Origin of the sequence: Variovorax sp. PBL-E5, assembly GCF_901827185.1 — a bacterium.
Lineage (GTDB): Bacteria > Pseudomonadota > Gammaproteobacteria > Burkholderiales > Burkholderiaceae_C > Variovorax.
In genome coordinates, this window is sequence record NZ_LR594671.1 from 4750260 (window position 1) to 4772797 (window position 22538).

17 protein-coding genes and 1 pseudogene are annotated in these 22538 nt (G+C 67.0%); 4 read left to right on the forward strand and 14 right to left on the reverse strand.

The features are described 5' to 3' along the window. Positions 1-2 precede the first annotated feature (2 nt). Positions 3-800 (forward strand): ABC transporter permease, encoded by a 798-nt coding sequence (locus WDLP6_RS23250; RefSeq protein WP_162569471.1) that lies wholly within the window; start codon positions 3-5, stop codon positions 798-800. A 132-nt stretch (positions 801-932) separates the two neighbouring features. Then, positions 933-1223, forward strand: coding sequence for a DUF1330 domain-containing protein (locus WDLP6_RS23255; protein ID WP_162594252.1), 291 nt, complete (start codon positions 933-935; stop codon positions 1221-1223). Between the two features lie 57 nt (positions 1224-1280). Here the strand turns inward: WDLP6_RS23255 and WDLP6_RS23260 are convergent, their stop codons facing one another. Both WDLP6_RS23260 and WDLP6_RS35525 read right to left on the reverse strand, forming a co-directional pair. Next, positions 1281-1544: a membrane dipeptidase gene (locus WDLP6_RS23260; protein WP_232077245.1), complete on the reverse strand. Its 264-nt coding sequence runs from the start codon at positions 1542-1544 to the stop codon at positions 1281-1283. Positions 1545-1582: 38 nt separating this feature from the next. After that, a pseudogene (locus WDLP6_RS35525) lies at positions 1583-2188 on the reverse strand (membrane dipeptidase); the annotation flags it as partial. A 171-nt stretch (positions 2189-2359) separates the two neighbouring features. Between WDLP6_RS35525 and WDLP6_RS23270 the strand changes: the two are divergent. Next, positions 2360-3070 (forward strand): NYN domain-containing protein, encoded by a 711-nt coding sequence (locus tag WDLP6_RS23270; RefSeq protein WP_162594255.1) that lies wholly within the window; start codon positions 2360-2362, stop codon positions 3068-3070. A gap of 375 nt (positions 3071-3445) precedes the next feature. On the opposite strand, the gene WDLP6_RS23275 is transcribed toward WDLP6_RS23270, so the two are convergent. The 5 genes from WDLP6_RS23275 to WDLP6_RS23295 form a co-directional block, all read right to left on the reverse strand. Continuing rightward, complete coding sequence (locus WDLP6_RS23275; protein WP_162594256.1) at positions 3446-4612, reverse strand: serine hydrolase domain-containing protein; 1167 nt, start codon at positions 4610-4612, stop codon at positions 3446-3448. 368 nt (positions 4613-4980) lie between these two features. Then, positions 4981-5634 (reverse strand): TetR/AcrR family transcriptional regulator, encoded by a 654-nt coding sequence (locus WDLP6_RS23280; RefSeq protein ID WP_162594257.1) that lies wholly within the window; start codon positions 5632-5634, stop codon positions 4981-4983. Positions 5635-5710: 76 nt separating this feature from the next. Beyond that, positions 5711-6481 (reverse strand): enoyl-CoA hydratase/isomerase family protein, encoded by a 771-nt coding sequence (locus WDLP6_RS23285; protein WP_162594258.1) that lies wholly within the window; start codon positions 6479-6481, stop codon positions 5711-5713. Between the two features lie 13 nt (positions 6482-6494). Continuing rightward, a complete protein-coding gene (locus WDLP6_RS23290) occupies positions 6495-7934 on the reverse strand; it encodes an NAD-dependent succinate-semialdehyde dehydrogenase (RefSeq protein WP_162594259.1) in 1440 nt (479 codons plus the stop codon). Next, entirely contained in the window at positions 7931-9514 is a 1584-nt protein-coding gene (locus WDLP6_RS23295) for an AMP-binding protein (protein ID WP_197910192.1), read from the reverse strand. Before WDLP6_RS23295 ends, WDLP6_RS23290 begins: the two co-directional genes overlap by 4 nt. Positions 9515-9607: 93 nt before the next feature. Here WDLP6_RS23295 and WDLP6_RS23300 point away from each other — a divergent pair, with 93 nt between their 5' ends. Next, on the forward strand, positions 9608-10396 hold the full coding sequence (locus tag WDLP6_RS23300) for an IclR family transcriptional regulator (RefSeq protein WP_197910193.1): 789 nt from the start codon (positions 9608-9610) through the stop codon (positions 10394-10396). Here the strand turns inward: WDLP6_RS23300 and WDLP6_RS23305 are convergent. The 7 genes from WDLP6_RS23305 to uvrA form a co-directional block, all read right to left on the reverse strand. After that, positions 10378-11193, reverse strand: coding sequence for an ABC transporter permease (locus WDLP6_RS23305; RefSeq protein ID WP_162594260.1), 816 nt, complete (start codon positions 11191-11193; stop codon positions 10378-10380). The two genes, WDLP6_RS23300 and WDLP6_RS23305, sit on opposite strands and share 19 nt — an antisense overlap. Positions 11194-11254: 61 nt before the next feature. Then, positions 11255-12166 (reverse strand): ABC transporter permease, encoded by a 912-nt coding sequence (locus WDLP6_RS23310; RefSeq protein WP_162594261.1) that lies wholly within the window; start codon positions 12164-12166, stop codon positions 11255-11257. A 28-nt stretch (positions 12167-12194) separates the two neighbouring features. Beyond that, positions 12195-13340 carry an ABC transporter ATP-binding protein gene (locus WDLP6_RS23315; protein ID WP_232077247.1) on the reverse strand — a complete coding sequence of 382 codons (1146 nt, stop codon included), beginning with the start codon at positions 13338-13340 and terminating at the stop codon, positions 12195-12197. After that, entirely contained in the window at positions 13337-14398 is a 1062-nt protein-coding gene (locus tag WDLP6_RS23320; protein WP_162594262.1) for an ABC transporter substrate-binding protein, read from the reverse strand. The genes WDLP6_RS23315 and WDLP6_RS23320 overlap by 4 nt, the downstream gene beginning before the upstream one ends. Positions 14399-14460: 62 nt before the next feature. Continuing rightward, positions 14461-15336, reverse strand: a complete 876-nt coding sequence (locus tag WDLP6_RS23325) for a TauD/TfdA dioxygenase family protein (protein WP_162594263.1) — start codon at positions 15334-15336, stop codon at positions 14461-14463. A 163-nt stretch (positions 15337-15499) separates the two neighbouring features. Then, positions 15500-16546, reverse strand: a complete 1047-nt coding sequence (locus WDLP6_RS23330; protein WP_162594264.1) for a histone deacetylase family protein — start codon at positions 16544-16546, stop codon at positions 15500-15502. Next, entirely contained in the window at positions 16546-22452 is a 5907-nt protein-coding gene (uvrA, locus tag WDLP6_RS23335; RefSeq protein ID WP_232077249.1) for an excinuclease ABC subunit UvrA, read from the reverse strand. The genes WDLP6_RS23330 and uvrA overlap by 1 nt, the downstream gene beginning before the upstream one ends. Between the last annotated feature and the right edge of the window lie 86 nt (positions 22453-22538).

Consider the following 22538-nt stretch of genomic DNA (forward strand, 5'->3'; position numbering starts at 1 on the left):
ACATGAAAACCCTCTGGGCTCGCACCGCGCGCAGCTGGCAGGCGATGATCACGACGCTGGTGCTGCTCGTGATCTGGGAAGTCTGCGTGCGCACGCTAGGCATCCGCGACTTCCTGTTGCCGGCGCCTTCCAAGATCATCGGGCAGTTCTTCGCGCAGCCGGGCTACCTGCTGCTCGAAAGCCTGGACACGCTGCGCACCACGATCTACGGCTTCGCGCTCGCGCTGGTGCTCGGCGTGGCGGCGGCGATAGGCATCGTGTACTCGAAGTTTCTCGACCGCACGCTCTACTCGCTGCTGGTCGCGCTCAACGCCGTGCCGAAGGTCGCGCTGGCGCCGCTGTTCGTGATCTGGATGGGCACCGGCACCCTGCCGAAGGTCGCGATCGCGATGCTGATCGCGATCTTTCCGATCCTGATCGACACCGTGCTCGGCCTGCGCTCCACCGACCCCGACATGCTCGACATGGCGCGCGTCAACCATGCCTCGCGCGCCAAGATCCTGTGGAAGATCCGCTTTCCGAACGCGCTGCCCAGCCTCTTCGCGGGCATGAAGGTCGGCGTGTCCTTCGCGCTGGTCGGCACCATCGTCGGCGAGTTCGTCGCGGGCGAGGCCGGGCTCGGGCACGTGATCCTGGTGGCGCAGGGCGGCTTCGACACCTCGACCGTGTTCGTCGCGCTGATTCTGCTGTGCATCCTCGGCGTGCTGCTGTTCAAGGCGATCGAGATCGCGGAGGCGCGCTACCTGGTCTGGCATGCGTCGCAGCGCGAGCGGCCGGAACTGAGCAGCGCATCGGCCTGAAGCGATCGAATCGAACGACGAATCCGAGCGCCCAGCGAAAGCTCAGCGTTCAAAATATGATGGCGCTCGCGAGTGCCACCCGGTGGCCTCGGATTGTTCGATGACGCAGCAGCAGCAAAGAAAGAACTCACCATGGCTAAAGCCTATTGGATCAGCGCCTACCGTGCCGTCAAGGATGCCGACAAGCTGGCGGCCTACGCCAAGCTCGCCGGCCCGGCCATCAACGCCGGCGGCGGGCGTTTCCTGGCGCGCGGCCTGCCGGCCAAGACCTACGAGCACGGGTTGTCCGAACGCACTGTCGTGATCGAGTTCGACAGCGTCGCGCAAGCCACGGCGACGCATGACAGCCCCGCCTACAAGGCCGCGCTGGACGCGCTCGGCGACGGCGCCGAACGGGATATCCGGATCGTCGAAGGCGCTTGAGTACGCTTGTCGCACATGCCGCCGCCAGGCAGGCATGGCGAGACACCGGGCGATGCGTCAGACGCTGATCGCCTTCTTCAACACGCGCGCATAGTTGCCGATGCACACGTCATGCAGCACGGACGCGGGAATGTTCCGGCGCGCCAACGAGTCCGCCACGGCGCGCAGGTCGACATAGCGCTTCAGTACCGCGTCGGTGCCGGCACCTTCCATGTCGGTTCCGAAGGCCACGCCTTGCGGCCCCAACAGGTCGACCATGCGGAGGATCTCGTCGGCATAGGTCTCGGCGTCCCGCACCTGGTACGCGGGATCGGAATGCACGCGCACGGTCCACAGACCCACGACGGCGCACAATGCGCGAGGTCGACCAGCACGCCGAGGCGCTTGCATTCCTGGATCACCTTCAGCGTGACGTCCGGCAGGCCCTGGAAGCGCGGTGCCTCGGTCTGCAAATCGCCGAGTGGCGACTCGATGAAGTGCACCAACTGCAGATGGCGCAGGCCCATCGCACGCACGAGCGCCACGCGCTCGGGCTGGCCCTCCAGGAAGTTCGCGGCCTCCGATGCCATGACGACGTGCGGCTCGCCGCGAAGCGCGGCGTCGATGTCCGATGCGGAGAGTGCCTTGGGCAAGTTCCATTGGCGCGATGCGTCGTCGTATCTTGTGACGCGCCGCTGGAAATAACTCCAGAGTTGTCCCGGTTCGGGTTGTCGAACCTGCTTGATGCCTTTGGGGGTCGTTCGAGTGAACGGAGTGTCGTCGACCAGGGCCCAGGCGACGAGCGTGCCCCCGCCTCGTCCATCTCGTTGCGCAGGTTCAGGACCGGGTCTCGGCCGAACATGGCGGCGTGGGAGTGCATGTCTGCGATGAACTGGCGCTGCGGCTGCTGGGCCAGGGTGCGCTGCAGGGGGAATGCGGTGGCCAAGGCCCAGAGGGCGAGGCTGCGGCGGCGCGGGGAAAAGCAGCGAGCGTCCATGAGCGGGCGATGGGACAAGCGGCCGGCCACTATATGGCGAACATGGCGATGAATGTTCTGGTCACCCGCGTTGCGCGATAAGGGTTTCACATGTTCACCCTGCAAACATCAGCAATGAAAATCAAAGCACCTTCATCACGGCATTCAAGCGAGACGAACCTTGGCAACCATCGACGCGACCCGGCTGGCAGTTCTCATCGATGCAGACAACGCCTCGGCGTCCGTCGCGAAGGAACTCCTCGACGAAGTGGCCAAGTACGGCACAGCGACCGTCAAGCGCGCGTTCGGCGACTGGACCACGCAGAACCTCGCAGGCTGGAAGGCGCACCTTCATCGGCACGCCATTCAGCCCATCCAGCAGTTCGCCTATACGCAGGGAAAGAACTCGACCGACTCCGCGTTCATCATCGATGCAATGGATCTCCTCTACGCGGGCAATGTCGACGGCTTCTGCCTGGTGTCGAGCGACAGCGATTTCACTCGTCTCGCAATTCGGCTCAGGGAGGCCGGCAAGATCGTGTACGGGTTGGGCGAACGCAAGACGCCTGAGCCATTCATCGCAGCGTGCGACAAGTTCATCTTCTTCGAGGTCTTGAAGCGGCCCGCTGAAGCCACAGTCCTGCCGCAAGTTTCGGATGTGCCGGACCTCAAGGAGTTGCTGACGCACGCCATTCGCGAAACTGCCAGGGATAGCGGCTGGGCTCGGCTCTCCACGGTGGGCGGCCTTGTGAGCAAGATGCACACATCGTTTGATCCGAGGAACTATGGGTTCAAGAAGCTCAGTGAACTCGTCCGCGCTCAGCCCTATCTCGATGTAGTCGATGCACCGGACGCTACTGGATTTGTGCACGTGGAAGTGCGCTCGAAATGAAGCCCTGCCCGAAGGCCAAGCGTCTATCCCCCGGCTGACGCCGAACCGACCTCCGCTTCAGACTGATCTGAGTCATTCGTGCCCGGTGGCCCAAGCGGTCGCTGCGATCATCACCGGACTTTCGGCGGGCAGCGGCTCGTATGACCGCAGCGCCCCCGAGGCCGGGTACTCAAGGTGGCGCGGTCATGGTCTGGTCGTGAATGTCAGGTCCGGGACGGAACCAACGGGCACTTCCGACCCAAAGCGGATGTAGCGAGTGCAGCGTGGACCATCGCCAAGCGGCCAGTCACCGTAGTACGCATTTCGCGAAGATCGCTCGGTGTTTCGCGGTTCATTGAAGCGCTGACAGCGCGGACGCCAGTCCCGGTATCCGAGTCACCGGGACGGTGAGATAGCCTGCAGCACATCGTTGAACACGCCGTACTGCACCTTGAATGCCTGCGGGCTGTAGTCCTGGTAGTAGCCTGCCGTCACGGCGACGACGAGATCGAGCTCGGGCACGATGCGGATCGATTGCCCGCCTCGACCGAGCGCACCGATCCAGCGGACTATTCGTCGGTGCGCAGCAGCATGGCCGCTCCACCAAAGGTAGCCGTAGTCCTGCTCGTCCGTCGCCTTGATGAACGATGCGGTGGAAGCGTCGATCCAGCCCTTCGACACGATCTGGCGTCCATCCCAGCGGCCGCCCGCCAGCACGAGCTGTCCGATCTTCGCCATGTCCCGCGGACGCATGCGAAGGCCACCGCCGGCGTCGCTGTCTCTTCCCATTCGGCTCCATTCTTCGCCCGAGATGCCCAGGGGCTCCAGCAGGCTCGCTCGCGCGAACTCGTCGAGCGGTCTGCCGGTGGCCCGATGCAAGATCGCTGATACAAGCGCCAGCGCGCCGGTACTGTAGAAGAACTGCTGCCCAGCCGCCGCCACAGCTCGGCGTGTGAGCACGTAGCGGCACGGATCGCCCGAGAAATACATCCGCGTTTCGTCGTTCGCGAGATCGCCGGTCGCGGGCGTCGACTCGATCCATTCGAGGCCGAGCGTCATGCCGAGCGCGTGCCGCAGCAACAGGCGATCCGATTCCGGCGTTCGCAGGTCTGCGAGTTCGGGGAAGAAGCTAAGGATCGGCTCGTCGACGTCGTGGATCAGCCCCCGGTCGATCGCGATGCCGACGGCGAGCGACGCGACGCTCTTCGTCGCTGACTTCATTGCATGGCGCGTGTTGGCGTCGAAGACGACGTTCTCCACGCGGCTGCCGAAAAAGCTGGTCGGCACCTGATCGCTGCCTCGCAGGTAGCGCTCGAAGACGAGCTTACCGCGATGCACGACGAGCACGGCGTGGATGTTCGCGCCCGAAGCAGCAAGCCGATCGGCCATCTTGCTGAGTGCGGTGGTGTCAACGAGCTTGTCGTCGTCGCCCGCGGCGATGTTCCAACCGTCGTCTCGCGAGGTTGCCGCGGCGAAGCCTTCGATCGGATATGCGCGCGCTGACCCGCCGAGTGAGGCAAGCGCATTGCCAGCAAAAACCAAGGTGAACTCACGGCGCTTCATGGCACGTTGACTGCGGAAGGTGCACCGATCTTAAGCGGCGAAGGCTGTTGCGTCGATTGCCTGCTCGTCCCAGTGAGCGATCCTGTACCGCCTTGAAATAGGACTGGAGCATCTCCGAAGCACCCGTTCGCGATTGACAGCTTGTGGCCGTTAAGAGTCGGCAGTACCTTTCAGACCGGCCGGTGGCGTAGTGACCGCCGCGAAGGTTCGATGGCCGCTTCGTGGCCGAGACTGTGAACATGAGGGACCAAGGACGACCGGCTGGACACGCTGCGAAGCCGCCGTCGTCTGCCGCCTCAAAGCGCCCAACGCCGCTCTGCTGCCGCTGGCCAGCGCCGTCTCCGCCAGCACCAAGACACCTCCAACTCTCAAGGGCGCAACCCCGCCATCGCAAACGCCACCACATGCCGCCGATAGCGATCGACAGCCTTCCCCTCCCCCAGATCCCGCGCGAAGATCGACGACAGCGTGAGCCGATTGGAGAAGAAGAAGTACGACATGCCGGCAACGGAGATATAGAACTCCACCGGATCGATTCCGCGCCGAAACACCTTCGCCGCAATCCCGCGCTGCAGCGTCTGCGCAATCAATTCGATCAACGGCGAGTTGGTCTCCCGGATCGCGCGCGAGTCGCGCACATGCATCGCGCCGTGCGCGTTCTCATGATTCAACAGTCCGATGAAATCCGGATGCCGCGCCAGGTAGTCGAAAGAAAAGCCGATCAGCGCCGCCATTGCCTCGGCCGGCTGCATGTCGCCGAGCTTGAGTTCCTTCTCGAGCGATCGGATCTCGGTGTAGACCTCTTCCAGCGCCGCGCGGTACAGGTCTTCCTTGCTGCCGAAGTAGTAGTAGATCAGCTGCTTGTTGGCGCCCGCGCGCGCGGCGATCTCGTTGACGCGCGCGCCCGCCAGGCCCTTGGCCGCGAACTCGGCGCGCGCCGCGGCGAGGATCGCGTTGCGCGCAGCGCGCTGGTCGCCCTCGGTCGGGACAGCGGTGGTTGCGGTGGATCGGCGGGTGGACATGCGTGGACTTCGCTTCGAAGTGCACGGATTATCCGCGCACCCTGCGCGCCGGACCCGGCCACCGGGCGCCAGCGTGTCAGAGCTGATGACCGCGCTTCGCCATGAACTCGCGCATCTTCTGCGCAGGCTCGCCGGACGCATAGGACGTGCGATGCGCGCGGATCGCGGCGTCGATGGTGCGTTCGAACGCGTCCTGCGTCATCTCCGCGAACCAGGCGCGGTCGAGCCGCATGGCCAGGGGTGCCTTGGCGGCCAGTTCGCTCGCAATGGCAAGCGACTTCGCCATGACCTGGTCCGCCGGCACGACATGGTGAAGCAAGCCGATGCGTGCGGCTTCGTCCGCGTCCATCATCCGTCCCGTGAGCGTGAGTTCGACGGTGCGCGACATGCCCAGGATCTCTTTCATGATCCACGGGCCGGTGATGCTGGCGATGCCGCTGTTGATCTCGGGCTGCCCCATCGTCACACCCGGATGGCCGACGCGGATATCGCCGAGCAGCGCCACCTGAAAGGCCGAGCCGGCGGCCACGCCATTCAACGCCATCACGATCGGCTTCGACAACGATCGGAGGATGCCGTAGTAGGCCTCCCATTCGCGGATCCAGGCTTCGGCGCGATCGGCGTCGAAATCGTGCGCCTCGTTCAAGTCCTGCCCGGCCGAGAAGGCGCGCTCGCCGGCGCCGGTCATGATGACGGCACCGACCGAGTCATCCTGATCGAAGGCGCGCAGCGCCTCCATGATCTCGGCGCGCATTTCGCGGTTCCACGCGTTGAGGCAGGCCGGGCGGTCGAGCGTGATGATGCCCACGCGACCTTCGAGGCGGGTGGTGATGTGTTGATGTTGCATGGCGGTAGGCCTCTCAGAGCTGTCGGTGGGAGATGAACTTGGTATTCAGGAAACTTTCGAGCGCCTCGGTGCCGCCTTCGGATCCGAAGCCCGAATCCTTGATGCCGTTGAACGGCACCTCGGCATAGGCGAGGCCGTACTCGTTGATGGTCACCATGCCTGCCGCGATGCGTGAGCCCAGCTCCGAAGCCTTGCGCTGCGAACGCGTGAAGGCATAGGCCGCAAGTCCATAAGGCAGACGATTGGCCTCGGCGACGGCATCGTCGAGCGTGTCGAATCGATTGACCAGCGCGAGCGGACCGAAGGGCTCTTCGTTCATGGCCGCGGCGCCGGCCGGCACATTCGCCAGCACGGTCGGCTGCCAGAACGCACCGGTGCCCGGCAGTTGCTCCCCGCCGCACAGCAGGCGCGCGCCGACCAACAGGGCGTCGTCGGTGAGTCGCCGCATGGCCGTCACGCGGCGTGCGTTGGCGAGCGGGCCCATTGTCACGCCCTCGTCCGTTCCGCGGCCGACGCGCAGCGAGTTCGTCTTTTCGACGAAGCGCGCACAGAACGCATCGAACACGGCGGCCTCGACGAGAATGCGTGTCGGCGCGATGCAGCTCTGGCCTGCGTTGTGGAACTTGTGCTCGGCAAGCATCCGCGCCGCATGGTCGACATCGGCATCCGCACAGACGATGGCCGGCGCATGGCCGCCGAGTTCCATCGTGACGCGCTTCATGTGCGCGCCGGCCAACGCGGCCAGCTGCTTGCCGACGGCGGTCGATCCGGTGAAGGTCACGGCGCGCATCGACGGATGCGGAATCAGGAACGCCGAGATGTCGGCGGGCCGGCCGAAGAGCAGGTTCAGCACGTCCGGCGGCAGGCCGGCGTCGATGAATGCTTCGACCAGCGCGACGACCGAGGACGGCGCTTCCTCGGCGCCCTTGAGGATCACCGAGCATCCGGCGGCCAGCGCAGCGGCCACCTTGCGCACCGCCTGCGAGACGGGGTAGTTCCAGGGCGTGAAGGCCGCGACGGGACCGACCGGCTCGCGCACTGCCATCTGCACGGTGTGCGCGTGACGCGGCGCAATCACGCGGCCGTAGACGCGCCGGCCTTCTTCGGCAAACCATCGGATCACTTCGATCGACCCGCGGATTTCAGAATGCGCCTCGGCGAGCGGCTTGCCCTGCTCGCGCGTGATGAGGCGCGCCACGTCGTCGGCGCGTTGCTGCAGGCGTTCCGCCGCGGCGTCGAGCATGGCCGAGCGCTCTCGCGCAGGCGTGGCCTGCCAGCGCGCGAAGCCGCGCACTGCCGAAGCCACCGCGCGCTCAACGTCCGATCGCGTCGCGCAAGCCACACGTGCGACACATTGACTGTCCGCAGGATCGTGAACGTCGAGCGTCGCGCCGTCGCTGGCTTGCGTCCATTCACCGGCGATGAAGAGTCGAAGAAGATCGGGAGATGTCATTGGAATGCCTCGCTGCCTTGGCTGGTTGCGGCGCGCGTGTCGGTGCAACCTTCGACATCGCGCGGCAGCAGATGCTTCATCAGCCGCTGGCTCGGTGTGTACTGGAAGCTGTCGACGAAGGCGATGTAGCGCGGAAACTGATGCTTGCCGAGGCGCGGCCGCAGCCAGGCCGAGAGTTCGCCGGCGTCGAGGTTCGCGCCCGGCTTGCGCTGGACGAAGAGCTTGGCTTCCTGCTCGCCGATCTCGGCGCTCACGCCGATGACGGCCGCGTCCTCGATGGCCGGGTGGCCCTTGACGACGTGTTCGATCTCCCAAGCCGAAACGTTCTCGCCGCGCACGCGCAGGCTGTCGACCGTGCGGCCGAGGAAATAGAGCCGGCCTTCGGCGTCGGTCTTGCCGAGGTCGCCGGTCCAGAGCTCGCCATGGCGCAGCGCCTTAGCCGTGGCCTCGGGGTTGCGGTAGTAGCCGGCGAACAGCGCACCGGCGGCGCGCTCGGACACCACGATCTCGCCAGGCTCGCCGGCAGCAAGCGCCTGCCCTTGTGCATTGCAGATGCGGAAATCCAGCCACGGCACGGGCAGCCCGACCGCGCCGGGCGTGCGATCGAGGTTGCAGGTCGTGAAGCTCGACGCCTCGGTCATGCCGTAGCACTCGTTCAGGCGCAGACCGAAGCGCTGTTCGAAGGGTGCCCAGTCCTTGGCCGGCAGCCCCGCGCCCCACGCGACGCGGACGCGATGACTGCGTTCGTGCGCGGACGGCGCGGTGTTGAGCAGCATCTGCGGAATGCCGCCGAGGTAGTGGATGTGCGTCGCGCCACTCAACTCGACCTGCTGCCAGAAGCGGCTGGCACTGAAGCGCGGCACCATGGTCAGCCGGATGTCGCGCAGGAGCGGAACCGCCACGAGCTGCGCGCCGCCGATGTGATAGAGCGGCTCCCACACGAAGAACACGTCGCCGTCCTGTGCCTGCGAGGTCAGGAGCGCGCCAGTCGCCGAGAGCTCGAGCATCCTGTAGGTGACAAGCACGCCCTTGGGTCGCCCGGTCGTGCCCGACGTGTAGCTGATGGCGAACAGATCCTGCGGCGACGGCAACACGACGTCGAAGCCGCGGTCGCTTTCGAACATCTGCGACAGACAGAGGGCATGGACTGCGCCGGTGTCCGCGCATGGCGTCCTGGCGATCAACGTCGCATCGGAAAGCGACGCGCCGCTCTCGCGAATCACGTCGATCAGCTCCGGTTCCGCGAGCAGCGCGCGCGGCGCGCAATGTTCGAGTTGGTAGCGCAGTCCGTCGCCGCGCTGAAGCACGTTGACCGGCACCCACACAGCGCCGCACATCGCGATGCCGAGCAGCGCGGCGATGCTCACGGGATCGTTGTGCAGCATCGCGGCCACGCGATCGCCCGGCCGGACCTCGACCTCGTGCAGATGGGCCGCGATCGATTCGGCAGCGCGCGCGATCTGCGCGAAGCTGTGGTCGCGTCCCTCGTGGCTCAGATAGATCGCGTCCGGCTTCTCTGCCACGCGGCGACGCAGCCAATGCAGGAGCGTCTCGCCGGCGGCGATGTCATGTCGAGTCAATTTATTGATATCCAATTTAAAATAACGTATCCCAATACCGCGACGCAAAGCCCACCTTCATGCGCCGGCTCAGGAACAACGTAGGAAACGAGCGTGAAGAAACCACCCGACGCCGCGCAAGACCGCGAACGTGCCGATCCGCTGCTGGTGCAGTCGGTGTTGAAAGCCTTTGCCGTGCTGCATGCGTTCGATGCCTCGAACCGATCGCTCGGCCTGGCCCAGATCGCCGCGATCGACGACATGGGCAAAAGCGCCGCCCAGCGCTTCACGCACACGCTGATGCTGGCCGGCTATCTGGCCAAGGACCCGCAGACCAAGCGCTTCGAACTGACGGCACGCACCTTGACGCTCGGCAGCCAGTACATCCAGACGCACCCGCTCGTGAGCCGCGCGACGCCTTATCTTCAGCAGCTCAGCAACAGTACGCGTGAAACGGTGAACCTCACGCTGCGGGACGATCTCGACATCGTGTTCGCGGCGCGATTCCCGAGCCAGCATGTGCTGAATACCGACGTCGTCGTCGGCACGCGCCTGCCGGTGTTCTGCACCGCGCCGGGGATCGCGATGCTCTCCCGGCTGCCGCGCGCGGAAGCGATGAGCCTGCTGCGCCGCTCCGACCGCCGCGCGTTCACGGCCAATACCACGCGCGAGCTTGGTGCGCTCGAACGCAAGCTCGATCGCGCGGCCAGGATGGGCTACGCGACGGCATGGGAAGAGTTCTATCCGGGCGATCTGTCGATCGCGGCGCCGGTGCTGGATGCGGCACAACGTCCGGTCGGCGCCATCAATGTCAGCGTCACGCGGGCGATGTACACGCCGGACGATGCCGAGGCGGCTTTCCATTCGCTGGTCGTGGCGACGGCTCATTCCGTCTCCGGCTGAGCAGCCTTGGGCGCGCCGGCACGGCTGCCGCGCTGCGGAAGCAGCTGCGCCGCCACCAGCGCGATGCAGGTGAACAGCAGCACCCATGTCGAGATGGCCGCGACCGTCGGATCGATGACATCGCGCAGCGCGGTGAACATCTTCTTGGTGAGCGTGGTTGCATCGCCGCCGGAGATGAAGAGCGTCACCACCACCTCGTCGAAGGACGTGAGAAACGCGAACAGGCCGGCAGAAGCGAGCGCGAAGCGGATCTGCGGCAGCGTGATGTGCATGAAGGCCTGCAACCTGCTGGCGCCCAGCACCCGCGCCGCCTTCTCCTGGTTGAAGTCGACGTTCGACAGCGCGGCCGTGAGCATGACCAGCACGACCGGCAAGGCGAGCGCGGAATGCGCGAGCACGAGGCCCGTGATCGAATCGAGCAGGCCGAGCTTGGCGTAGATGTAGAAGCTGCCGATCGCCAGCAGAATGACCGGAAAGATCATTGGCGTGAGCAGCAACCCGAACACCAGTTCACGCCAGCGCGAGCGCCAGTGGATCAGGCCGTAGGCCGCAGCGATGCCGAGCGCCAGCGACACGGCGGTATTGGCGACGGCCACGCGCACCGACACCCACAGCGCATCGCGCCAGGCCGGCGATTGCGCGACTTCGGCATGCCAGCGCAGCGAAAGGCCCTGCGGCGGAAACTGGAGGTAGTCGCCGGCCGAGAAGGACATCGGCACGATGATCAGGCTCGGCGCAACCAGAAAGCACAGCACCAGCACCGTCAGCACCCACAGCGAAGGACGCGATGCACTCATCAGGCAACCTCCGCCCTACGGGCTGCGGTGCGAGCTTGCTCGGGACGGCCCGGCGCGGCGCTCATTCGCTTTCCCCACCCAGGCGGCGCGGCACGAAGCGATGCGCCAACGCCATCAACGCCACCGTCATCACCAAGAGCACCACGCCGAGCGCGGCCGCGGCGCCCCAGTTGAAGAACATCTGCACATCCTTGGCCGCCTGGATGGCCATCATCACGACCTTGCCGCCGCCGAGGATTTCGGGCACCACGTAGAAGCCCAGGCAGAGCACGAAGGTCACGAGGCAGCCGGCCATGATGCCCGGCAGCGACAGCGGCAGGAATACCGTAGCAAAGGCACGCAGCGGCGTGGCGCCGAGGCTCGCAGCCGCGCGGACGACTGCCGGATCGACCTTGCGCATCGCACCGTAGATCGGAAGGATCATGTAGGGCAGCATGATCTGCACCGTGCCCACAAGCACGCCGATCTCGTTGAGTGTGAGTGCCAGCGGCTCGGACCACCAGCCCAGCGCCATGCCGGCCTGGTTCACGAGTCCATTGCGCTGCAGGATCACCATCCACGCGTAGGTGCGGACCAGGACCGATGTCCAGAGCGGCACCAGCACGGCGATCATCAGGAGATTGGCGATTCGTTCGCGCAACCGGCTGAAGAGGTAGGCGACCGGTACCGCAAGGACGGCGCAGATCGCGGTCGTGGCGAGCGAGACGCGAAAGGTGGTCGCGAACACCCGCGCATAGGCCTGGCCGTCGAGCAGCCGCAGATAGTTCTGCAAGGTCGGCGATCCGGCCTCGTCGAGGAATGAGAGCACCACCAGCATGCAGACCGGCACCAGTGCGACGAGTCCGATCAGCGCCAGCGCAGGCGCGATCAGTCCGAACATGGCCAGCCCTTCCCTGCGCGCGTCCTGGCGCAGCGCCGCTTCGAGCGGACGCCTGCCGACGATCGACCGCGTCGCGAGCACACCCTGGTTCATTGGAGTACCTTCGGAACGGCCGAGCGGCTCATGGGCCGGGCACCACAATGGTGTCGTTGCGATGCAGGGTCAGCGTCACCGCTTCTCCGCGTGCGGGCAATGGTTGCTGCGAGCCGGCGCCGAGCAACCGGCGCAAACGAAGTTGCCGCCCTTCGCCGATGTCCACGTGCAGCAGCGCGCTTTCGCCTTCGTAGATCCGGCTGGCGACCAGACCATGGAACACGTTGAGCGCCGGATCGCTCGCGCACGAAGAAGTACCGAGCGCGAGCCGCTCGGGTCGCACCACCAGCACATGAGGACCGTCCTGCAGCCGTTCGCGCAGGCGGAGCTCGGTATCGCCGAAAAGCGCACGGCCGGCCGCCACGTGAATCGGCAGCAGGACGGACTCGCCGATGAAATCGGCGACGAATGCATCCGCCGGCCGTTCGTAGAGTTCGTCGGGCGTGCCGATCTGCACCAGCCGCCCCGCGCGCATCACAGCGACGCGATCGGACATCGTGAGCGCCTCGCGCTGGTCGTGTGTCACGCAGATGGTCGTCATCCGCAGCGTCTCGTGAAGGCGCCGCAGTTCGATCTGCATCTGCTCGCGCAGCTTCTTGTCGAGCGCGGACAAGGGCTCGTCCATGAGCAGCAGGCGCGGCCGGAACACGGTCGCGCGGGCCAGGGCAACGCGTTGCTTCTGCCCGCCCGACAGCGCGTCGATGCGCCGCCGATCGAAGCCTTCGAGCTGGACCAGCGACAAGGCCTCGGCCACCATGCGCGCGGATTCCGCGGCACCGACCTTGCGCAGCCTGAGCGGATAGGCGATGTTCTGCGCCACGTCCATGTGCGGGAACAGCGCGTAGTTCTGGAACATCATGCCGATGCCGCGCTCGTGCGGCGGCAGCCGGACCATCTCCTGGTCGCCAAGCCTGACCGAGCCGGCTTCGGGCCGCACGAAGCCCGCAATGGTCATCAGCAGCGTGGTCTTGCCCGAACCGGAAGGACCGAGCAGCGTCAGGAACTCGCCGGGCTTCACCCGCAGCGAGACGTCGTCGAGTGCAACGAAGTCGCCGTAACGCTTGCCGATCACCGACAGGTCGAGTCCGAGCGGCTGCGCCTGCCCGGCTGCCAGCCCACCGGGCTGTGGCGCTGCGGCAGCGCCGCCGAAGCTCATCGCACGGATCGCATTCACTTGCTGATCATTTCCTGATAGAGCTTCTCGGCCCGCGCCTGGTTTTCGCGCCACCAGACCGGATCGAGGCGCAGTTGCCGCGACAGGTTGGCCGGCGCGGAGGGCAGCGTCTGGGCCAGTTCGGCCGAGATGAGTTTGCCGTCGTAGGCCTTGCTGTTGACCGCGCCGTATGGCATGGCATTGGAGAAGGCGGCCTGGTATTCGGGCTTGGCGATCTCGGCCAGGAATTGCATCGCGAGTTCGCGGTTCGCTGCGCCCTTGGGCACGACATAGACATCGGCATCGAGCATGGCCTGGTTGTAAGTCCATGCGATCGGCAGGCCGGCCTTGGCGAGTGCCGCGATCTGCCCGCTCCATGCGGAGGCCATGTCGACCGTGCCGTCCTTGAGCAGTTGCGTCTGCTGCGCGCCGGAAGCCCAGAAGGCCGCGATGTTCGGCTTGAGCGCGGCCACCTTGTCGACCGCGTGCTTGAGGCCGGCGTCGGTCGAGAGTTCGGTGTAGACCTTGTCCATCGGTACGCCGTCGGCCATCAGGGCCGGTTCGAGGTGGCCCAGCGCCTGGTTGCGATAGGCGCGCGCGCCCGGGAAGCGCTTGACGTCCCAGAAGTCGGCCCAGGTCTGCGGTGCCGACGCGCCGTACTTCTTGCTGTTCCAGGTGATGGCCGTCGAATAGAGATCGCCGCCGACCCATTGCTTCTCGGCATAGCCCTTGACGAAGCTCGAAGTGTCGATGGCCTTGTAGTCGAGCGCTTCGAGAATGTCCTCGGCGCTGGCGCGCGCCGCACCGCCGGCTCCGATGCTCACCACGTCCCAGGTGGATGCGCCCGAGCGCACGCGCAGCCGAAGGTCGGCGAGGCCGTTGTAGGTTTCCTCGACGAGATGCACGCCGAGCCTGGCGGCAGCGGGTTGCCACACCTGCTTGCTCTGGCCTGCCTGGTAGGCACCTCCCCAGGAGACGACGGTCAGCTTTTTCTGCTGGGCGAAGGCCCTGCCCGATATCAGCGGCGTGGCGGCGCAGGCTGCGGCGACGAGGAAGCCGCGCCGATCGAAGTGGCTCATGGAAGACTCCTTGGGGTTTGGAAAACGCGAAGGCGAAGGCTCGAAAAGGTGGCGAAGCGCAGTCAGCCGGTCACGGCGGAAACCGGCGCGGCCGCGGAGACTGCGTCGCGCCGCAGCGGCACGCCGGCGATGGTGATGCGATGCATCAGCCGCCGTTCACCCTGGTAGTCGTTGAGCGCGTAGTGCCAGGTCGCCCGGTTGTCCCAGAAGGCAATGGCGCCATCGGTCCAGTGGAACCGGTACTGGAACTCGGGCCGCGCCGCATGTTGATAGAGATGGTCGAGCAAGGCGTTGGATTCGGCGATGCTCCAGCCGTCGATCTTCACGGTGAAATCGGGATTGACGTAGAGCAGCTTGCGGCCGCTGATCGGATGCGCCACCACCACGGGGTGGACCGCGTCCTGCGTGGCCGCACCCATGTTCTGCAACCGGCCCTGCAGATCGCCCCAGTCGCGCGTGCGGCCGGCGCCGAAGACATGCTTGCTCGAGTGCAGCGCATCGAGGCCTTCGAGCGTCTTCTTGAGTCCGTCGGACAACGCGTCGTAGGCCGCATACATGCTCGCGAAGATCGTGTCGCCGCCGACGCGCGGCACTTCGCGTGCATAGAGGATGGAACCGAGCGCCGGCGCCGTGTCGTAGCTGTGGTCGGTGTGCCAGCCGCCGCCGATGTTGGACTTCTGATCCGGCTCCTTGCGGACCTCCGCAATCATCGGATGGCCGGGGACGGGCGTGAAGAACCGGTTGATGTCGATCGACCCGATCTGCTGTGCGAAAGCCACGTGCTGCTCGGGCGTCAGCGTCTGGTCCCTGAAGAACAGGACACCGGTCGCGCCCAGCGCCTGGATCAGGGCGTCGCGTTGCGACTGCACGAGAGGCTGGCGCAGGTCGATGTCGACCACGTCGGTTCCGACAAGGGGTGAAGCGGGTAGAAGTTGCATGGCTTGATATATTGCATTGCAATACAAAGTATTGAACTTCAACCAATGCTACCGTTTTATTGCAGGAAGTCAACTGGGCCGGGCGGCCCAGGCCTGCCTCGCTGCCGAGGCAGCAAGGGATCGGTTGTTTCGATGATGCGCACGCCCTTCGGCGCCGACCGGCTCAGCCCGCGTGCTGCATGAACCCGTCCAGCACATTGACCGCATTGGTGCCGACCTCGGCCACCGCATAGCCGCCCTCGAACACGAAGACGGTAGGCAGCCCGGCGCGCGCGAGGTCTTCGCCGATGTGCAGGTAGTCCGGCGTCGCGAGTGTGAAGCCGGCGATCGGGTCGCCTTCGAAGGTATCGAGCCCGAGCGACACCACCAGCGCGCCGGGCCGGAAATCCGCGATGCCGCGCAGCGCGCTCGCGAGCGCCTCGCGCCATGCAGCGAAGCCCGTGCCGCGCGCCAGCGGCAGGTTGCGGTTGAAGCCTGCACCCGCACCGGCGCCGCGCTCGTCGGCATAGCCGAGGTAGTACGGGTACTCGGTGTGCGGATCGCCGTGCAGGCTGGTGAACTGCACGTCGGCGCGCTCGTAGAAGATGGCCTGCGTGCCGTTGCCGTGGTGGTAGTCGATGTCGAGCACCGCGACGCGTTCGACGCCGGCATCGCGCAGCGCCTGGGCCGCAATGGCCGCGTTGTTGAGGAAGCAGTAGCCGCCGAAGAAGTCGACGCCTGCGTGATGGCCCGGCGGCCGCGTGAGCGCGAAGGCCGCGCGTTCGCCCGCGAGCACGTGCCGCACGGCGGTCAGCGCGCAATCGGCGCCGGCGCGTGCCGCGGTCCACGTGCCCGCAGTCAGCGGCGATCCCGCGTCGTACGAGAACAGGCCGAGCCGCGCCGCAAAGCTTGCGGGCAGCACGTCCGAACGGAAAGTGCGGATCGGCCAGTACGAGGGCAGCGCATCGCGCCCGGCATTCGCCGGATCCAGCGCGACCCATTCGTCCCAGGCCTTCGCCAGGAAATCGATATAGCGCGGCGCATGCACGCGCGCGATGGCCGCATCGTCGAACGCGGCCGGCGCATCGATCGGTCCGAGCCCGCGCGCCTTGAGTTCGCGCAGCACATGATCGACCCGCGCCGGGATCTCGAAGCACGGCATCAGCTCGCCACGGAACATCTCCACCTTGCCGTGGTGCAGCGCGTGCCGGTCGTTGTAGATGCTGCGCATCAGGCTTCCCGCCGGACAGGCTCCGGCACCAGCGTCGCCTCGCGCGCGGGCGGCATGCGCAGCACCTGCGCGGCGGAACGCGCCAGCACCGGTGCCAGCGCCACGCCCGTGTGCGTGCCGAGGCGCACCACTTCCTCGGGCGGCGCCGCGGCGACCACGCGCCCGCCGCCGTTGCCGCCTTCGGGCCCGAGATCGATCAGCCAGTCGGCTTCGGCGATGACGTCGAGGTCGTGCTCGATCACGACCACGCTGTGGCCGCCGTTGACCAGCCGGTGCAGCACGTGGATCAGCTTCTCGACGTCGGCCATGTGCAGCCCGACCGTCGGCTCGTCGAGCACGTAGAGCGTGTGCGGCGCCTTGTTGCCGCGCCGCGTGACGTCGTCGCGCACCTTGCTGAGTTCGGTCACGAGCTTGATGCGCTGCGCCTCGCCGCCGCTCAGCGTCGGCGAGGGCTGGCCGAGCGTGAGGTAGCCCAGGCCCACGTCCTTGAGCAACTGCAGCGGATGGCTGATGTGGGGCATGGCGGCGAAGAACTCGACCGCCTCGTCGACCTCCATCTGCAGCACGTCGCCGATGCTCTTGCCGCGCCAGCTGACGGCCAGCGTCTCGGGATTGAAGCGCGCGCCGTGGCAGACCTCGCACGGCACCTTGACGTCGGGCAGGAAGCTCATCTCGATGGTGCGCACGCCGGCGCCGTCGCAGCCGGGGCAGCGGCCCTCGCCGGTGTTGAAGCTGAAGCGCGCCGGGCCGTAGCCGCGCGCCTTCGCCTCCAGCGTGTCGGCGAACAGCTTGCGGATGGTGTCCCAGAAGCCGATGTAGGTGGCCGGGCAGCTGCGCGGGGTCTTGCCGATCGGCGTCTGGTCGACTTCGAGCACGCGGTCGATGGTCTCGTAGCCGTCGACGCCGCTGCACCCGACCCACTTCGGCCGCTTGCCGGCGGCATCGGCATCGCGGCCGGCCTTGGTCATGCGCTGCACGACGATCGCGTAGACGTTGGCGAGCAGCACGTCGCGCGCGAGCGTCGACTTGCCCGAGCCGCTGACGCCGGTGACCGCGACCAGCCGATGCAGCGGCAGCGGCACCGTGACGTCCTGCAGGTTGTGCAGGTCGGCGCCGCGCACCGTGAGCCAGTCCGGCGATCCGGGCTCGGGCAGCGGCACCGGGCGCCGTGCCTGCAGCGGATGCTTCATCGCATCGCGCAGGTAGCGGCCGGTCTGCGAATCGGCGGCACGTTCGATGTCGGCGACGCTGCCCTCGGCCACCAGCCGGCCGCCGCGCTTGCCGGCGCTGGGGCCGATGTCGATCACATGGTCGGCGCGGCGGATGGTGTCCTCGTCGTGCTCCACCACCACCAGCGTGTTGCCCTTGTCGCCGAGCTTGTGCAGCGCGTCGAGCAGGATCTGGTTGTCGCGCGCGTGCAGGCCGATGGTCGGCTCGTCGAGCACGTAGCACACGCCCTGCAGGTTGCTGCCGAGCTGCGCCGCGAGCCGGATGCGCTGCGCCTCGCCACCGCTCAAGGTCGGCGCGCCGCGGTCGAGCGTGAGATAGCCGAGGCCGACCTCTTCGAGGAATTCGAGCCGGCTCTTGATCTCGGGCACGAGGTCGCGCGCGATCTCGCCCTGGCGGCCGGTCAGCGCGATCTGCTCGAACCAGATGCGGATGTCGGTGACGCTCATGCGCGCGAGCTGCGTGATGCCGATGCCGCCTTCGCCCCAGGCTTCGCCCGCGACACCGCCGCCGCCGAACATCACGGCCCGCGCCGTGGCGTTGAGCCGCGTGCCTTCGCAGGTCGGGCACATCGCGTCAGCGACATCCTCGACCTCGGGCTCCGCGAAGGTCTGCTCGCGGCCGCGGTTGTCGTCGCCGAGCACCGAGTCGTCGAACACCTTGCGCTGCTCCTTCGTGAGCTTGACGCCGGTGCCCACGCAATCCGGGCACCAGCCGTGCTTGCTGTTGTACGAGAAGAGGCGCGGGTCGAGCTGCGCATAGCTGGTGCTGCAGACCGGGCAGGCGCGCAGCGTCGAGAACACATGCGCGCGGCCGATGCCGAGCGTCGGCGCGCCGGCCATCATCGCGCCGCGCAGGCCGGTGAGATCGCTCATCACATGCACCACGCCCTTGCCGTGTTCGAGCGCCTTGGTCAGCGCCTGGCGCAAGGTCGTCTCTTCGGACGGCAGCACGTCGAGGCTCGCGACCGGCAACTCGATGCTGTGTTCCTTGAAGCGGTCGATGCGCGGAAAGCCGGTGGTCGGCAGGAATTCGCCGTCGACCCGCAGGTGCGTGTAGCCGCGCGGCCGCGCCCAGTCGGCCAGCTCGGTATAGACGCCCTTGCGGTTGCTCACCAGCGGCGCGAGCAGGCCGATGTGCTGGCCCTTGAAGTTCTTCATGAGCTGCGCCGCGATGCTGTCGGGCGTCTGTGGTTGCACCGCGGCGCCATCGTGAATGCAGTGCTGGATGCCGAGCTTGACGTAGAGGAGCCGCAGGAAATGCCAGACCTCGGTGGTGGTGCCCACGGTGCTCTTGCGCCCGCCGCGCGACAGGCGCTGCTCGATCGCGACGGTCGGCGGAATGCCGTAGACCGCATCGACCTCGGGCCGGCCCGCGGGCTGCACGATGCTGCGCGCATAGGCGTTCAACGATTCGAGATAGCGGCGTTGGCCTTCGTTGAACAGGATGTCGAAGGCCAGCGTCGATTTGCCCGAGCCGCTGACGCCGGTCACCACGCTGAACTTGCCGCGCGGGATGTCGACCGTGAGGTTCTTGAGGTTGTGCTCGCGCGCGTTGACGATCTGGATCGCATCGCGCCCGACCGCCGGCTGCACGCGCGCGGCATACGAACGCGCCGCGCGTTCCGCCACCTTGTAGGCGCCGGGGCCAACGGCCAGTTCGTAGTCGGCCAGCGCCGCACCGGTGAGCGAGGCGCGGTTCTCGCGCACCTGCTCGGGCGTGCCGACCGCCACCACCCGGCCGCCGCCCTCGCCGCCTTCGGGGCCGAGGTCGACCACCCAGTCGCTGGCGCGGATGACGTCGAGGTTGTGCTCGATCACGACCAGCGAATGCCCGGCATCGAGCAGCTTGCGCAGCGCGCGCATCAGCCGCGCGATGTCGTCGAAGTGCAGGCCGGTGGTCGGCTCGTCGAACAGGAACAGCGTGCCCTTGCGCGCCAGCGGCTGCCGGCTCGAGCTGCCGTTCTTCGCCGCCTCGGCGAGGAAGCCCGCGAGCTTGAGCCGCTGCGCCTCGCCGCCGCTGAGCGTGGGCACGGGCTGGCCGAGTTTGACGTAGTCGAGCCCGACATCGACGATCGGCTGCAGCACGCGCAGCACCTCGCGGTCCATCTCGAACACCGCGGCGGCCTCGGCCACCGTGAGGTCGAGCACGTCGGCGACGTTGAAGCTGCGCGATGCGCGCTCGATCGTGACCTCGAGGATCTCGGGCCGGTAGCGCTTGCCGTCGCAGTCGGGGCAGCGCAGGTAGACGTCGGACAGGAACTGCATCTCGACGTGCTCGAAGCCCGAGCCGCCGCAGGTCGGGCAGCGGCCGTCGCCGCTGTTGAAGCTGAACTTCGAGGCCGTGTAGCCGCGCTGGCGCGAGAGCGCAGCGGTCGCGAAGATCTCGCGGATCGCATCCCAGGCGCCGACGTAGCTCGCGGGATTGGAACGCGCGGTCTTGCCGATCGGCGACTGGTCGACGAAGACCACATCGCTCAGCAGATCGGCACCGAGCAGCCGGTCGTGCGCGCCCGGCGTTTCGGTGGCCTTGCCGAAATGGCGCATCAGCGCGGGCGCCAGCACATCCTGGATCAGGGTCGACTTGCCCGAACCGCTGACGCCGGTGATGCAGACCAGGCGCGCGAGCGGCAGCTCCACGGTCGCGTTCTGCAGGTTGTGCTCGCGCACGCCTTCGAGGATCAGCCGCGGCGTGTTGTCGGTGACCATGCGGCGAAAGCCCATGCCGATCTGCTTGCGTCCGCCGAGGTACTGGCCGGTCAGCGTGTCGGCATCGCGCAGCGCATCGGTGCTGCCGTCGAACACGATCTGCCCGCCGCGCACGCCGGGCCCCGGGCCCATGTCGATCACGCGGTCGGCGGCCAGCATCACGGCCGGGTCATGCTCGACCACCACCAGCGTGTTGCCTGCGTCGCGCAGGCGCAGCATGGCCTCGGTGATGCGGTTCATGTCGCGCGGATGCAGGCCGATGCTGGGCTCGTCGAGCACGAACAGCGTGTTGACCAGCGAGGTGCCGAGCGCGGTCGTGAGGTTGATGCGCTGCACCTCGCCGCCGCTCAGCGTGCGGCTCTGGCGGTCGAGCGTGAGGTAGCCGATACCGACGTCGTGGAGGTAGCGCAGGCGCGTCGTGATCTCTTCGTGCAGCAGCTTGAGCGCTTGTTGCTCCCCATGCCTCGCGCCTTCCCCCTCCGGGGAAAGGCTGGGATGGGGGCCGGCTGCGCTCGCTGCGGGCGCCTGCCCCCACCCCGGCCCTCCCCCGGAGGGGGAGGGAGAAATACCGAACCCATCGAAGAAGCGCCGCAGCCGCTCGATCGGCAACATCATCAGATCGTGCAGGCACAGCCCCGGCAGCGCCTCCAGCTGTTCGCGCGACCACTTCACGCCCACCGGCATGAAGCGCTTGCCCGGATCGAGCACCGCATCGGCATCCCGCTTGCTGCCGATGCGCCACAAGAGGCTCTCGAGCTTGAGCCGCGCACCCGCGCAGGTCGGGCACGGCGTGTAGCTGCGGTACTTGGACAAGAGCACGCGGATGTGCATCTTGTAGGCCTTGCTCTCCAGGTAGCCGAAGAAGCGGCGCACGCCATACCACTGCTGGTTCCACTTGCCCTTCCAGTTGGGCGAGCCCTCGATCACCCAGGCCTGCTGCTCGGGCGTGAGCTTGTTCCAGGGCGTGTCGCGGGGGATGCCGGCCGTTTCGGCGTGGCGCATCAGGTCGTCCTGCGCCTCTTTCCAGGCGGGCGTCTGGATGGTCTTGATGGCGCCGGCGCGCAGCGTGAGCTTGTCGTTGGGAATCACGAGGCCGAGGTCGACGCCGATCACGCGGCCGAAGCCGCGGCAGGTCTCGCAGGCGCCGACCGCGGAGTTGAAGGAGAACATCGACGGGATCGGGTCGGCGTAGCGGATGTCGCTCTCGGGGCAATGAAGGCCCGTGGAGAATTTCCAGATCTCGGATGATGCGCTTTCGTCAGCCGGCAAGGCATACACGGTGAGCCGCCCGCTGCCGCGCTTGAGCGCGACCTCGATCGCCTCGACCACGCGCGCGCGTTCGGCGCCGGCGATGCGGAAGCGATCGGCCACCACGTCGAGCACCTTGCGCGGCCCGGTCGGCGTCGCGATCTCGCGCTCGGCCTGCACGCGCGTGAAGCCGCTGGCCGACAGCCATTGCGTGACCTCGTCGGCCGTGGTGCTGGCCGGCAGCTCCACGGGAAACGTGACCACCACGCGCGGATCGCCGGCAGCGGACGCGCGCATCGCGAGCTCGGCATAGATCGAGTCCGGCGAATCGTGCCGCACCGGCAGCGCCGTCTCGCGGTCGAACAGCTGTGCCGCGCGCGCGAACAGCAGCTTGAGGTGGTCGTTGAGCTCGGTCATCGTGCCGACGGTCGAGCGCGACGAACGCACCGGATTGGTCTGGTCGATCGCGATGGCCGGCGGCACGCCTTCGACCTTGTCGACGGCCGGCTTGTCCATGCGGTCGAGGAACTGCCGCGCATAGGCCGAGAAGGTCTCGACATAGCGCCGCTGGCCTTCGGCGTAGAGCGTGTCGAACACCAGGCTGGACTTGCCCGAGCCGCTCGGGCCGGTGACCACGGTCATCTCGCCGGTGCGGATGTCGAGATCGAGGTTCTGGAGGTTGTGCTGACGTGCACCGCGAATCCGGATGGAGCCCTGTGTCATGAATGCCTTGGGGATGGGGCAGACATTCTAGGAAGGCCGGGCGACACATTCGTGCACGACATCACATGGGGGGTCGGGACGCAGGG